This window comes from Halpernia humi, from assembly GCF_900108025.1.
In the GTDB taxonomy this organism is placed as follows: domain Bacteria; phylum Bacteroidota; class Bacteroidia; order Flavobacteriales; family Weeksellaceae; genus Halpernia; species Halpernia humi.
Window position 1 is genome coordinate 1 of the sequence record NZ_FNUS01000002.1, and the last position, 14,699, is coordinate 14,699.

A 14,699-nucleotide genomic window follows, 5' to 3' on the forward strand; every position below is an offset into this window, starting at 1 on the left:
TAATGTTAAATTTAAGAATAAACAGAGTTTATTTTAATTTAGAAAATTAAGAAAAGGCTATAAAAAATTTATTGAATGAAATTTAAACAGGCTCTAAATATTAAAAAAGATTGCAATGCATCGGCGTAGGTTTTTATCGTATTTTGGCTGTAGCGTTTAGAATTGAGGTAATTTTTAAATTTTTGCAATTCTAAATTTCCTTGCTCATTTAGTATTTCTATTAACTTTATATTAAATAGTTTTCGATGTTCAGGCGTATCAGAAATATACCAAGCAGTTTTTTTGGAACTCCATACCGATCCTTCAATTGATTTTATTATTTTAATTAACTCATATTTTTTCTCAAAATAGATAAATATTACCTTTTGGTTTTTATAAACACTTGGTTTGAAAGTAAAATGTTCTAAAGATTCCATTTTAAAAAGTATTTTCTTCAGTCAAAAATACTTTTTTAATCTAAAACGTCCAATACTTCCCTTCAAAAGAAAAACCACCCGAAATTCTAGCCCCGGGTGAAGCGGCATCCCCGCCGCGGCGGGATATAGCGGAACACGGGAAAGGTTTTCGAAAAATGTAGGATTTTCTTGCTTCTTATTTCAAAAAACGACGGATTGCCTCGTCATTCGTTCCTCATTCCTCGCAATGACAAAGTAATAAGGAACAAAAAAGCCCGAAATTTCTTCCAGGCTTTTTTTTATTTCAAATTTGTTTTTATACCACGCCTTGCGCCAACATGGCTTCTGCAACTTTTACAAAACCTGCAATATTTGCACCTTTCACATAGTTCACATAGCCGTCTTCTTCTCTGCCGTAATTTCGGCAAGCGGTATGAATGCCAACCATAATTTCTTTTAAACGGGCATCTACTTCTTCGGAACTCCAATTGAGGCGAATGGAATTTTGCGTCATTTCTAACCCGGAAGTGGCTACACCTCCAGCATTTGAGGCTTTGCCAGGAGAAAATAATACTTTGTTGTCTATAAAATAGTTGATGGCTTCTAAATCGCAAGGCATATTTGCGGCCTCTGTAACGCACATTACGCCATTTTCTACGAGTTTTTTAGCATCCGTTACATCCAATTCATTTTGTGTGGCAGAAGGAATTGCCACGTCGCATTTTACTTCCCAAGGATGTTTCCCCGCGTGAAATTCTGCATTTGGATATTTGGAGATATAATCTTCTGCGCGGTTGTTTCCGATTGCGCGTAATTCTAATAAATAATCTATTTTTTCGCCAGTGATGCCGTCTTTATCGTAAATATAACCGTCTGGCCCTGAAATGGTAACGACTTTGCCGCCCAATTCATCTACTTTTTTGATAACACCCCAAGCCACATTTCCGAAACCTGAAACGGCAAATACTTTGTCTTTAATGGTTTCACCTATAGTACGAAGCATTTGCTCGCAAAAATAAACCACGCCATAACCCGTTGCTTCTGGGCGAATTAATGAGCCGCCATAAGCAATTCCTTTTCCTGTTAAAACACCTGTGAACTCGTTTCTAATTTTTTTGTACTGCCCAAAAAGGTAGCCTATTTCGCGTGCGCCTACGCCAATGTCTCCCGCAGGAACGTCGGTTTGTGGGCCGATGTGTTTGCAAAGTTCCGTCATAAATGCTTGGCAAAAACGCATCACTTCCATATCAGATTTTCCTTGAGGATCAAAGTCTGAGCCGCCTTTTCCACCGCCCATTGGTAAAGTCGTTAAAGAATTTTTAAATACTTGCTCGAAAGCCAAAAATTTTAAAACGGAGAGATTGACGGTCGGATGAAAACGAATTCCGCCTTTATACGGGCCAATTGCCGAGTTCATTTGGATTCTGAAACCGCGGTTTACTTGTATTTCTCCTTTATCATCTACCCAAGCCACACGAAAAATGATGGTTCTTTCTGGCTCTGCCATTCTTTCCAAAAGTTTCATCCCATTGTATTGCGGTTTTGTCGCAATAAAAGGTAGTACAGTAACTGCAACTTCTTTTACGGCTTGTAAAAATTCTGGTTCGTTGGGGTTTTTGGCTTCTATTTTTGCAATAAATTCTTCTATTTTTTGCTCTACGTTATAATGTTCCATTGTATAGATGTTTGTGTAACAAATTTAATTTTTTTTTGAAATACTGCAAATCATTTTAAAGATTTTGTTAAAATAAAGATTTTTGAGCTTAAATTTTTATTAATCTCATAATTTTGGTATTAAAAATAGTAATCTTTAAATATAAAGGAAATTTCTATAAATTATCAATAAAAGAAGATAATTACTTTACTGAAAATTGTTTCCCCGAAAAGGATTTCAATAGTCCTAATAGTTCTAGTTCTAATATTAATCCAGAAACTTTGTAAGATGGTTCTTCTAGTTTTTGTGCTAAATCATCCAAAGTAATTTTAGGATGCTTTGCAATAATGTTGTAAACTTTTTCTTGATTTTCAGACATTAGTTTTCTTCTTTCAGACGTTGGGAAAAGTTCTTCGATTTTTTCTTTGGGTTCTGTGAAACGAAGGTGGTCTAAAAGCAAATCTATGGTTGAAATAATTTGGGCTTTATTTTGCAAAATCAGTTGGTTGCAGCCCTGGCTGTATTTATCTGTAATTTTTCCGGGCAACGCAAAAACATCTCTGTTGTAAGAGTTAGCGAATGTTGCGGTGCTCATAGAGCCGCCACCAAAGGCCGATTCTACGACAATTGTAGCGGGAGAAAGCCCGGCAATTAGGCGGTTTCTTTGGATAAAATTTTCGCGATCCGGTTTTTGGGAAGAATTAAACTCTGTAAATAAACAGCCATTTTCTTGGAGTATTTCTTGGGAAAGTTTCTTGTTTTTTGCGGGATAAAATGTGTGAAAACCGTGCGCCAAAACACCAACTGTAGGAATGTTGTTTTTTAGCGAATATTGATGAACTTCGGCATCTACACCCAAGGCTAAACCGCTAATTGTGAGGCAGTTTTGAGGCTTTAAAGCGCCTGTGAGTTCTTCGATAAATTGTTTTCCGTAGGGTGTAATATTTCGCGTTCCTACGATGCTAATTTTTTTCTTGGCTTCGTCGAAATTGCCTTTTTGATAGAGTATTGCGGGTGCATCTTCGCACTCATTTAGCAATTTCGGAAGTTGGTTTAAATGGCGCAAATTAATTTTAATATTATTTTTAAAACAAAACTCCAGTTCTTTTTCAGCAAACGATAAATGCTCTGGATTGCCGATGTCTTTTAAAATTTTGGCGCCAATTCCATCAATTTTTTTCAAACCAGATTTAGAAATTTCCCACACTTCTTTCGCGGAACCAACGGCTTCTACTAATTTTTGAAAATTAATATCACCAATTAAATTGCTGCGCCGCAATGCGATGGAATACAAGTGTTCGTCTGAAAACATAGGCCATTATTATGCTTAAAAATCTTACTAAATGACAAAATTTTGCGGTAAAAAAATGCTTATTTAATTTTTGTCTAGTACTAAATTCAAAACTACAAAATTTTAGTGGTTTTTTCGTATTTCATCTAATCGGTCCCATACATTTTCTTTCTTTATTTGTGGCATTTCTTCGAAGTCGTTTGGATGCTGTTCTTTGTATTCTTGCCAAAGTTTATCGTCTTTTTCGCTATAATAATTAGGGAATTGCCAAATAAATCTATTTTTTTTATTACCGATTTTTTTAAATAAAAAAGCCATAATACTCCCAACAAGTGCGCCCGCAAGATGTGTTTGCCAAGAAATTCTGCTTGGTTCTGCTAAATGCGAAAATAATTCTTCGGGCAAAACGCCCCAAATTAAACTGCCATAATAAAACGCAACGACTAATGAAACGGCCATTAATTTTAAATCCCAACGAAATATCCCACTGAAAAAAAGAAAAAAGGCCATTAAATAAACCAATCCACTAGCACCAATTATGCAGGTGTACATATATTTCCCGGTAAAAACATCAATTGGTGGTAAAAGCCAAACAAGTAAGCCCGTTAAAACCCAGCCTAAGAAGAAAACCATATTGGCAATTCTCGGATAAAAATAGTAGAGCAGAAACATCAAAATGCCTATCGGAATACTATTTCCCATAATGTGTTCTAAACTGCCGTGCAGAAATGGCGAAAAGAATATCCCTTTTAAACCTTCGGGAACAAGCGGAATTATTGCGCCGCTGCAAGACTCAAAAAAGCCGTGCATCTGCAATAAAAAAACAAACCACATACCACTCAACATTAGCAAAGGGTATAGGATTGGACGATATAAGCGTGCTTTTTTCAACATTTTAGAATGGGGGCTCAAATGTGAAGCCAATATTTAGAAGTAAGTAAATTTGGCAATTTTTATCTAATTAAAATAGAAATTTTAAGACAAATGGTGAATTTTAGGACAATTTTTAATCGCAAAGGCGCAATTTTTTTAGTTTTGATGCTTATTTAAGGCGCAAAGCGTGATTCACTGTCTGCATATTTTTATTTTTTTGGTTGCTAATTTTTTAATCGCGAAGGCGCTTTTTTTTTTAGTTTTGATGCTTATTTAAGGCGCAAGGCGTGATTCGTTGTTTGCATATTTTTATTTTTTTGTTTGCTAATTTTTTAATCGCAAAGGCGCAATTTTTTTAGTTTTAAGGTATGAATAGATTGCAAAATGCCGTTTTAATTTTTGAGAATTTTCTATTTTATGAGGCTTATTTTTGTTTATTATGAAACCCGTTTTAAAGTTTTAGGTATTTGTGTTTTAATTATTTGTTTTTTTTAAATTAAATACAATATTGCAACTAATTTTTATTCAATACTTTTGCAAATATTATTTTAATGAAATTATGAAGTGGACAGGCTTTTTCCTCCTGTTTTTTTGTTTTTATAAAGGACAGGAAAGTAATTATCTACAAACAATTGATTCTCTAAACCAACAACACTGGCAGAAAAACGCTGCTCGCTTAGATAGTATTTCTGAGGTGAAATTGTTACCGATTTTCGTGAAACCAGCAGATACTTTGGCGATAAACCACACGCTTTTGGTGCCAAATACACCACAAGATATTCCACTTACGCCATTTAATCTGCTGCGCACAAAAGATCCAAAACATTGGTTTTATTATGGGCAAAACACTTTGGTTTTTAACCAATCTGCTTTTTCTAATTGGAACAGCGGAGGGAATAATAATATTGGCGTAATAGGTAAGGTGAATTATCAGATCAATTATAAAAAAAACCGGCATTTTTTAGATTTTAATTTTAAAATGGGGTACGGTTTTGTTGCTAATTCTGGTCAGGCAGCCCGCAAAACAGATGATTATATGGATTTTAGTGGAAATTATGGGTATGATTTGGGACAAAATTATTACCTCTCCACAGGCTTGCAATTTGTATCGCAGTTTATGCCAGGCTACAATTACAGCAGCACGCCCGATCCAACACGTTCAGATCGGATTTCAAATTTTTTAGCGCCGGCTTATGTGAATTTGGGACTTGGTATTTCTTATAATCCGCAAGAAAATTTTCAAATTATTTTTCGTCCCATTAATGGAAAATTTACCATTGTAGCAGATCATGAATTACAAAAAGCGGGTAATTTTGGTTTGGAAAGAGACGGGCAAAGTTTGCGGAGTGAAATCGGTGCGATGCTTAATGTACAGTATCGTGTGAATATTTTTAAAAACATCAATTTTACTAATAATCTTAATTTTTTCACCAATTATCTCTTTCATCCTGAACGTGTTGATATTGCTTACAGCGGTGTTTTGAATATGAAGTTTAATAAATTTATAAGTACTTTGGTGAGTTTAGACTTGCTTTATGATCACGATCAGGTACAAAAATTGCAGTTGAAGCAATCTTTAGGTATTGGTGTTTCTTATAATTTTGGTTTTGTGGATGATGACAAGGAATTGAAAAAGAAGTTGATAAAGCCTTTTATTGCCAGATAAATTCAAAAAATGATTGCTTATAAAAAATAGCAGTTATAGAAAATTATTAGAAAATATTAAACTTTAAGCCAAAGTTTTGGTCGTAATGATTTTAGCATTGAAAAGATGGATTGATTTTAAGAAAAAAAGAAGCGGTTTCTAGATGAATTCGATTCATGAAAAATGTAGGGCTTAAAAATTTCTAAAAAATTTGCTCTTAATGAAAAACCAATTGTAATGTAGTGAGAATCTCGCGCCTCGGCTTGAAGGGAAATCCCAGCGGCAGCGGGATTGGGAGTGGAAGACGGATAAAGGCGCCCAAAAAAAATTAATTTTTTGAAAAAGACAGTTGTAAAAAAAACCGCTCCATTTCTGAAGCGGTTTGTTTGTTGAAAGATAAGGATTAGTACCCGAAAATTTCTTCTAAAGTCAAGACTTTTACGTCGCCTAATTTTTTTAGTTGTTCCATTGATACTTTTTTATCGGAAGCAACAATTGCATAAGTGTATGGCTTTCCTTTAAAATATTCATCGTGAAATTTATCTAAATCTGCCATTTTTACGTCATCCACTTCGTTGTAAACTTTTTTACGAATATCTTCATTTAGTCCCAATTCTTTTGCTCGCAAATAGTTATAAATTATACCATCTTGTGTAATTCTTTCCGTTTGAATGTCCTTTTTGACTTGGTTTTTCGCCAAAATAAGGTTGCCTTCTAAATTGGGTAAGGTGTTTAGAAGTTCGTTCATTGCGTCAGTTGCTTCGTTAAATTTATCTGCTTGGCTGCCCACATATCCCAACAGATAATAATCCTGGTCTTTTTTCTGTGGACTTACGTAGTAGCCGTAAGTGCTGTAAGCCAATGCTTTACTTTCGCGAATAGTTTGGAAAACGATGGAGCCCATTCCGCCGCCAAAATAATTGTTGAAAACATCAATTAATGTGGTTTTTTCAGGATTGTAAGTGTCTGTGTTTCTAATCCATCTTGTTTCTGCTTGCACCATATCATAGTTTGCAAATAGAACCTGGTTGGTGGCCGGTTTTATTTGTTTAAATTCCTTTTTCGGGCTTCCCATTGTATAGGCTGCAGGAACTTTGTGCTCTGTTTTTAAACTTGAAACCAATTCATTTAAAGGTTTAGGGCCATAATAAATAATGGTTTGCTCAAAATTATTTAGATTTTTTAAACGATCTACTAATTCTTGTGACGTAGTGGCGTCTAAATCTTTATCGCTTAATGTATAATTAAATTTATTATCTGCGCCATAAATTGCATAATTTGTGAGGCCTTGCATAATTGCGCCTTTGCTTAGTTTTCGGTCTTTTCTGCTTTTTTGAATTCTTGCAATCAAACTTTTTAAAGCCGCATCATCAGGTTTAATATTGTTGATGATATTTTCATAAAGCGAAACGGCTTTGTCAAAATTATCTTGCAATCCTTCGATGGAAACCGTGGTATATTCTTCACCCGTAGAAATATTAAAACTACAAGCAATTTTATAAAACTCTTTAGAAATTTGCTCGGCAGACATTTTATCGGTTCCTAAAAACTGAATATAACCTGCCGCTAAAGATTCTTTTAAATCGTTTAAAGTTCCCACTTTGTAGCGGTAACTTAAACGGAAAATAGAATTGTCTTTATTGGGAACATAAAGAACTTCCGCAGCGCCTAAATTAGATTTTTGCAAATCTTTATTATAATCTAAAAACACTGGCGCAGAAGGATTATTTGGCATATCATCTACCATTTTCACAAAAGGCGATTGCTTGTCTGGATTGGTTTCTACAGCAGTAATTGCTGGTTTTTCAACCTTTTCGCGGTTTTGTTTTTCACCTTTTCTTTTTAAAACCGCCACGTAATTATTGCCCAAATATTTATTAGCAAAATTTACTACATCTGCTTTAGTGATTTTAGATAAATCATTCACATAAGCAACTTGATCGCGCCAATTGAGTTCAGAGGTAAAAGCGCTCATTAAAGAATTAGCGCGGCTTCCGTAAGTTTCACTTTCGTAAATTTTATCTTTTTTGATATTATTAACGATGGAAGTAATCAAAGATTCGTCAAAATCTCCTTTTTTCAAATTTTCTATTTGGCCCAAAAGCAATGTTTTCACTTCGTCTAAAGACTGGCCGGTTGTTGGTGATGCCTGTAAATAAAGCACACCATGATCAATCAACGTATAGGTGAAGGCATAAGCGCTCAGTAATTTTTGTTTTTTTACTAAATTTAAGTCTAATAAACCTGCTTTACCATTAGTTAAAACTTGGCCAACCAAATCTGCAATTAATACATCTTTGTCTTTATTGCCTGGAAGTCTGAAACCCATGGTTAAACTTTCAGCGTCTGGACCTACAATTTCTTTAATAATTGGAGTTTTTATAGGGCTTTCTTGCTCAAAAGTATATTTTGGGACTGGTTTTGCCACCATATTTTTAAAAGAAGCATCAATTTTTGCAATCACTTCATTTGGATTAAAATCTCCCGACATAATGATGCCCATATTATTGGGAACATAGTAGGTATTAAAATAATTTCGGATTTTTATTAATGAAGGATTTTTTAAATCGTGAATTGTTCCGATGGTGGTTTGCTTTCCGTAATTATGTTTTTTAAATAAATTCGCAAATAAAGTTTCAAAAACTTGCCGAGAATCACTATCTAAACCACGGTTTTTTTCTTCGTAAACCGCCTCTAATTCTGTGTGGAACAATCTTAAAACTGGGTTTCTGAAACGTTCCGCTTGTACGGTAATGTATTTATCAATAGAAGAACTTGGGACATCATCCGTATAAACCGTTTCTTCAAAACTGGTGAAGGCATTTGTTCCTTGTGCGCCCATAGAAGACATTAATTTATCGTATTCATTTGCAATTGCAAACTTACTTGCCACGCCAGAAACGGAATCTATTTTATGATAAATTGCCTTTCTTTTCGCTTCATCCGTTGTTTGATTGTAGGTTTCGTAAAGCGCATCAATTTTATCCAATTGCGGTTTTTCTTTTACCCAATCCAAAGTGCCATATTTATCGGTTCCTTTAAAAAGCATGTGCTCAAGATAATGCGCCAAACCTGTGTTTGTTGCAGGATCGGTTTTGCTGCCGGCTTTCACCGCTACATACGCCTGAATTCTTGGGTCTTTCGGTGTTGGACTTAAAATTACAGTTAAACCATTTTTCAGTTTGTAAAATCTGGCTTTCATTGGGTCGTTTGAAACGTACTTATACGTGTAACCTCCATCTGTGGCGGTTTTCCATTCAAATTTGCTTTGCGCAAAAAGGTTGACTACCAAAAATAAAAGTAGAAATTGTAATGATTTTTTGATCATATTGATATTTTTTTTGATTAAAACAAATATATAGAAAATCCTTTTACAAGTGTCTTTTTTCTTTTTTACTTAAAAAAAAGCAGGATTTGTTTTCGATAGTTGTTTTTTTTGACAATAAGTTTTTTAGAAAAACCGCTGTAAGAACCTTCAAATAATACAATTACTTCGGTGCTTCTACTTCAGAAAATAGTTTTTCTAGGCTGCCATTATAACTTTTAGTAATGGGTTTTCCGTCTCTTGAAAATGGTGCTAGAGTTCCGTCATCTACTTTTCCCCAAAGAACGTATTTTGCGGTGCCATCTACTTTGAAGAGACCAAAATGGTTTTCGGAACCGGCAGGATTTGCGGCATCTTTCCAAATTTCATCAAATGCCTCAAAATAAAAACAAGTTATGTTTTCTTTATTGGTCCATGCTCTCATGGCGTCATAGTAGATTTTTTGTTTGTATTCGTCTGTTGCTCTAGATCCTTCGTTGCCATAAAAACCGTCTGAAGAACTTGCCCAGCCTGTTTCGCCAATATGTATTGGTTTATCTACGCCTAAACTTTCCATATAATTTTTTACGGCGGCATATTGCCCTTTTGCATAATTTTTGGCGCGCAACATTGCTGCATCTATTTTTTCCTTCTTGCTGAGGTTTTTTTCAGATTCTGGCGTTTTCCAAAAATTGGGATTATAATGTGTGTCGTGCATTGGATAGGTGTGCATGGAAATATAATCAACGGCTTTTATTAATTTTTCTAGATCTGGAGTGTGGTATTCTGATCCACCGCCTCCCCAAGAAGCAAAATTATCTGAACTTGTAATCCAAATATCTTTAGAAATTACATTTTCTTTTTTTAGTTTTTGGAGATAATTCACCCATTTTAATATAATGTTGGGCTGCACATAATAGCTTGTGGCCCATTTTACCATTGCTTCATTTCCTACGGCAATTATTTTAACAATATCTGGATATTGCTTGGCAAGCGCCACAGCATTTTTTATTTCTAATTCATTTGCTTCTAGATTTTCTGCATTATGATTGGGTTCTAGATTGGTAAAAGCGTTTTCGCAATCAATCCAAACGCCAAGCATCATGTACATTTCAAATTTTGGATCTTCTTTTTTCAATTCTTTGATGGCTTCTAGTACAATTGAAGATTCGTTGTATTTGGTTTTGTACGTTCTCACAATTTTGAAATTAAGCGCTGCCAAAATTTTCAAATCTTCTTTGGTTTGTTCTAAAGTCGGTCTCGCATCTCTATTATTTTCCCGATAACCACTGTAACAAATTGCTTGATAATTGGGGTTTCCAAGTATTTCTTTTGCAGTTTTATCTGAAGGTTTTGGAGCGGCAGTGCAAGAAATAATATTGGATAAAAGGAGCAAATAACTAACTAGTTTTGATAATAATTTCATGGTAAAGTTTTTTAATATATCGAAATTTGGTATTCTGAAAAATTTTATAGGCTTAAAATTAAATAAAAATATTATGAAACTTCAATCTATTTTGCAATAAAATTATGGTCTATCAAAAGGCACTATTTTGCCAGTTTTTTAAAGCAAGAAATCTTCGCAATTGTTCTGGCTAATCACTTTGAAATCACTTTCTGGATAAGCTCCTGAAAATTGTTTCGGGACTTTTAAATTTGCTTTTGCATTCCATTTGAATTCAAATGCTTCTAATTTTCCATCGCTTTCTTCTAGCCAATCGCTTTCTTTTTGCTCTTTAGTGCGCCAAAACCAATAATTTTTCCATAATTGTTGGTAATTTAATTTTTTAATTCTTTCTGAAACCAAAAAGTTTTCCCACAACTTCCCAATATCTTCGCGGTTTTCTGCAATTGTGAAATTGGCGATTAAGGCATTGCGGATTCCATTATCATAAAAATAATTTTTTTTGCTGCTCTTCAGTTCATTTACGCTATTCGCCGATTCAAAAGAAGAACTTCCTGTAGCGATTAATTGTATGCTTGGAATTTCGTCTGTAATTAATTTTAATTTTAAACCAACATCCGGTATTCTTTGGGCTTCATCGATAATCACAAATTTTTTATTCCTGAAAAATTGTTTTAATCTTAAAAAATTTGGGTTTTCAAATAGATTTATAACGTCTTGTTCATCTGCATTTAGCCAAATATAATCGTTTTCGTTTTCGAAAATATTTTTCAGTAAAGTGGTTTTTCCCACTTGTCTTGCACCCATTAAAATGATGGCTTTTCCTTCATTAAATTTTTGTTTCAGTTTTGCTTCCAAAAATCGTTTAACCATAATGTTGCCATTTTTATTAAAAAAAATTCAACTTTTTTGGATTTTAGCGAAATTACAGAACTTTTTACACTAACCTTGTCAAGGTTTTGAACCTTGACAAGGATAGTTGCGTGGGATTTTAAAGTCTGTTATTTTTTTTGTCGATTCTTTTCAGAACCTTGTCAAGGTTTTGAAACTTGAAAAGGTTAGTAAAATTAAAAAACAAATCTTGTTTTATACACGAAACTGCGCCCCGACTTGAACGGAAATCCCCGCCGCGGCGGGATTGGGAGTGGAAGGCGGAAATTGGCGCCCAACTAAAATTAAACTCGCTCAAACAGCAATCTTTCGCCGCATTTTTCTTGATTAATTTCACCGTTTTCATAAACCAAATTTCCATTCACGAAAGTATGCGTTATTTTTGAATGAAAAGTTGTTCCTTCAAACGGGCTCCAACCGCATTTTGCTAAAATATTTTCTTTTGAAACTGTGTATTTTTCATTCAAATCTACCAAAACTAAATCTGCCTTAAAACCTTCTTTTAGAAAACCACGTTTTTCAATTTCAAACAAAATGGCAGGATTATGACACATTTTTTCTACCAATTTTACCAAAGATATTTTCCCGTTTTTATAATGTTCAAGCATTTGATTTAAAGCGTGTTGCACCAAAGGCCCGCCAGACGGCGCTTGCAAATATTTTTGAGATTTTTCTTCCAAAGTATGCGGCGCGTGATCGGTTGCAACTACGTCAATTCTATCATCTAAAAGCGCTTTCCACAGTGCATCTTGGTCTTTTTGGGTTTTTATGGCAGGATTCCATTTGATGAAATTTCCTTTTACTGAATAATCTTTATCGCTAAAACTTAGGTGATGCACACAAACTTCTGCCGTAATTTTTTTCTCTTTTAAAGGAATATTATTTTGAAATAAATCCATTTCCTTTGCTGTTGAAAGATGAAAAACATGCAATCTTGCGCCCGTTTTTTTGGCCAAATCAATGGCTTTTGAAGATGAAATGTAGCAAGCGTCTTCACTTCTAATAATCGGATGCATTTCTACGGGAATATCTTCGCCGTATTTTTCTTTGGCTTTTGCTAAATTTTCTTTTATCGTAGTTTCATCTTCGCAGTGAACGGCGATTAATAATTTAACATTCGAAAAAATTTTCTCTAAACTTTCTGGATTATCAACGAGCATATTTCCTGTTGAAGAACCGAGAAAAAGTTTAATTCCCGCCACATTTCTGGGATTTGTTTTTAGTAATTCTTCCAAATTATCATTAGTTCCGCCCATCATAAAAGAATAATTGGCGTAAGAATTTTTGGAGGCAATTTTATATTTTTCTTCTAAAACTTCTTGCGTCACAGCATTTGGAACTGTGTTGGGTTGCTCAATAAAACTCGTGATTCCGCCAGCAATTGCGGCGCGAGATTCGCTTTCAATATCGCCTTTCCAAGTTAGGCCTGGTTCGCGGAAATGCACTTGGTCGTCTATAATTCCAGGTAAAAGATATTTTCCTGAAGCGTCAATTATTTTATCAACATTTTCTTCTGAAATATTTTGTGCAATTTTTTTAATTAAATCATTTTCTATGAGCAAATCACTTTCAAAAATTTGGTTTTCATTGACGAGTTTGGCGTTTTTTATTAAAATTTTCATGTCTTGAGATTGGAGGTTTAGAGATTAAAAAATTTCTTAAACAAGGATTTAGACAAATTTAAGTATTATCAACTTAAGAAAAAACTCTTTTAAAATCTCGAATCTAAATAATTATCTTTGCAAAAAACTAATTAGATTTTGTATAAAAAATTATTGGGACAAACGGCAATTTATGGTTTAAGCACGGTTATTATCCGCCTTTTTCCATTTATCATTTCGCCAATTGTTACCGCAAGATTTGGCCCCACTGCTTTAGCACCTTTTATTGATTTTTATTCCGTTGCAGGAATTATCATTGTTTTGCTTTCGCACGGCATGGAAACCACTTTTTTTCGGTTTGCAGAAAAAGAACAAGATTCTCGGAAACTGATTTCTACAGCCACTTTAAGTGTGGTTTTTGCGTCACTTATTTTTGTCATTTTTTCATATATTTTCCGAGTAGATTTAGCCATTGCTTTCAAAACGCCAGATCAAATTAATCTATTATTAATGATTGTTTTTGTTTTAGGTTTAGATGGTTTAAGCACGATGCCGTTTGTGATTTTAAGAAAAACGGGACGTCCAAAGAAATATGCTGTGATCAAAATTATAAACGGTGTCATTAATTTTTTGCTGGTTTTATTTTTTTTAGTTCTACTTCCGAGATTGGGAAACACAGGATTTTTAGGTTTAAAATATAATGCGAGTTTAGGAATTGGTTACGTTTTTATTGCTAATTTAGTGGCAAGTGGCGTTACTTTTTTGCTGCTTTTTCAGGAATTAAAAAGTGTAAGAATTACTGCTTTCGATTGGCAATTATGGAAAAAAATGATGGCTTATTCTTGGCCGATTACAATTGCAGGTTTAGCGGGCGTTGTAAACGAAACCATGGATCGCCAGTTTTTAAAATATTTATTACCCGACGGAATTAATACTGAGCAAATGGCAATTTACGGCGCTGTTTGCAAAATTGTGACTTTTCTCACTTTATTCAGACAAGCCTATTTATTAGGAATAGAACCTTTCTTTTTCTCTCATGCAAAAAACGAAAATTCTGGTAATTCTTACGCAAAATTAATGGATATGTTTGTGGTAGTAAACTGCGTTATACTTTTGGCCTTATGTGCGAATTTGAATTGGTTGGCGCATTTTTATTTAAGAAATCCTGCGTATAATATTGGGATTCCGATTGTACCGATTGTTTTGATGGCAGCCGTTTTTCTGGGTATTTATCTCAATATGTCTGTTTGGTATAAATTGTCTGATAAAACTATTTTTGGTGCTTATCTTTCTGGGTTAGGTGCAATTGTAACCATTGCGATAAATGTTTATTTTATTCCAAAATATGGGTTTTGGGCTTCAACTTGGGCTACTTTTTTTTCCTATTTTTCTATGATGACGGTTTCCTATTTCTTAGGTCAGTATTATTATCCTGTTCCATACCACCTAAAGAAAATTTTGCTTTATTTAGGTGGAAGCATATTATTTTCGGTGCTTTCTTTTTATGTTTTTAAAGGAAATTTAGTTATTGGGAACGCACTATTATTATTGTATATTGCAATAATTAGCATTATTGAAAAAGACCAAATAAAAAGACTCATTCGGTAATTTTAGAAAAATATAGTAGTTTTGCACATCTA

The 14,699-nt window shown here is 34.1% G+C and carries 10 protein-coding genes; 2 read left to right on the forward strand and 8 right to left on the reverse strand.

Annotated features, from left to right (window positions below):
• Window positions 1-68: 68 nt before the first annotated feature.
• The 4 genes from C4S29_RS04930 to C4S29_RS04945 all read right to left on the reverse strand — a co-directional run bounded on the left by C4S29_RS04930 (window position 69) and on the right by C4S29_RS04945 (window position 4,234).
• The gene (locus C4S29_RS04930) at window positions 69-416 is read right to left on the reverse strand and encodes a hypothetical protein (RefSeq protein ID WP_103913040.1); all 348 of its coding nucleotides are present in this window, start codon (window positions 414-416) and stop codon (window positions 69-71) included.
• Between the two features lie 295 nt (window positions 417-711).
• Window positions 712-2,070, reverse strand: a complete 1,359-nt coding sequence (gene gdhA / locus C4S29_RS04935) for an NADP-specific glutamate dehydrogenase (protein ID WP_103913041.1) — start codon at window positions 2,068-2,070, stop codon at window positions 712-714.
• Window positions 2,071-2,251: 181 nt separating this feature from the next.
• Window positions 2,252-3,361: a DNA-processing protein DprA gene (gene dprA / locus C4S29_RS04940; protein WP_103913042.1), complete on the reverse strand. Its 1,110-nt coding sequence runs from the start codon at window positions 3,359-3,361 to the stop codon at window positions 2,252-2,254.
• A 102-nt stretch (window positions 3,362-3,463) separates the two neighbouring features.
• Window positions 3,464-4,234 (reverse strand): rhomboid family intramembrane serine protease, encoded by a 771-nt coding sequence (locus C4S29_RS04945; protein WP_103913043.1) that lies wholly within the window; start codon window positions 4,232-4,234, stop codon window positions 3,464-3,466.
• A 538-nt stretch (window positions 4,235-4,772) separates the two neighbouring features.
• Here C4S29_RS04945 and C4S29_RS04950 point away from each other — a divergent pair.
• Entirely contained in the window at window positions 4,773-5,879 is a 1,107-nt protein-coding gene (locus tag C4S29_RS04950; RefSeq protein ID WP_103913044.1) for a DUF3078 domain-containing protein, read from the forward strand.
• A gap of 382 nt (window positions 5,880-6,261) precedes the next feature.
• Here C4S29_RS04950 and C4S29_RS04955 read toward each other — a convergent pair whose 3' ends face one another.
• The 4 genes from C4S29_RS04955 to C4S29_RS04970 form a co-directional block, all read right to left on the reverse strand.
• The gene (locus C4S29_RS04955) at window positions 6,262-9,186 is read right to left on the reverse strand and encodes a M16 family metallopeptidase (protein ID WP_103913045.1); all 2,925 of its coding nucleotides are present in this window, start codon (window positions 9,184-9,186) and stop codon (window positions 6,262-6,264) included.
• 160 nt (window positions 9,187-9,346) lie between these two features.
• The gene (locus C4S29_RS04960; protein WP_146063257.1) at window positions 9,347-10,588 is read right to left on the reverse strand and encodes a glycosyl hydrolase family 17 protein; all 1,242 of its coding nucleotides are present in this window, start codon (window positions 10,586-10,588) and stop codon (window positions 9,347-9,349) included.
• 138 nt (window positions 10,589-10,726) lie between these two features.
• On the reverse strand, window positions 10,727-11,440 hold the full coding sequence (locus C4S29_RS04965; protein WP_103913046.1) for an AAA family ATPase: 714 nt from the start codon (window positions 11,438-11,440) through the stop codon (window positions 10,727-10,729).
• 302 nt (window positions 11,441-11,742) lie between these two features.
• A complete protein-coding gene (locus C4S29_RS04970) occupies window positions 11,743-13,080 on the reverse strand; it encodes a dihydroorotase (protein WP_103913047.1) in 1,338 nt (445 codons plus the stop codon).
• 138 nt (window positions 13,081-13,218) lie between these two features.
• Here C4S29_RS04970 and C4S29_RS04975 point away from each other — a divergent pair, with 138 nt between their 5' ends.
• Window positions 13,219-14,667, forward strand: a complete 1,449-nt coding sequence (locus C4S29_RS04975) for an oligosaccharide flippase family protein (protein ID WP_103913048.1) — start codon at window positions 13,219-13,221, stop codon at window positions 14,665-14,667.
• Window positions 14,668-14,699: the final 32 nt, after the last annotated feature.